This is a genomic window from Thalassotalea ganghwensis, assembly GCF_053485795.1.
The window spans coordinates 1-225 of the sequence record NZ_JBQRUM010000106.1 but is presented as its reverse complement, the minus strand read 5'-3'; the positions used below and the strand labels follow the sequence as shown (position 1 = coordinate 225).

Annotated in this window: 1 rRNA gene; it reads right to left on the bottom strand. The window is 45.3% G+C overall.

Going from position 1 to position 225, the window contains the following annotated elements:
• Positions 1 to 70 (bottom strand): 5S ribosomal RNA (gene rrf / locus ACSLUH_RS19670); the annotation flags it as partial.
• Between the last annotated feature and the right edge of the window lie 155 nt (positions 71 to 225).

Sequence of the window (225 nt, the reverse complement as noted above, 5' to 3'; positions counted from 1 at the left end):
CGGCGCGACTGCGTTTCACTTCTGAGTTCGGAATGGGATCAGGTGGTACCACAGTGCTATTGTCGCTAGACAAAAACGTTTACTTAACTTGAAACTTCAAGGTAAGTAGTAATTCGGAAAGCGATATATGACGTGCACGGATGCACTAATGTCGCAGTGACAAGGATGTCAATGAGCGACGCTCTAATTCAATTCATTAAGTACGCGACGTGCAAGGATGCACTA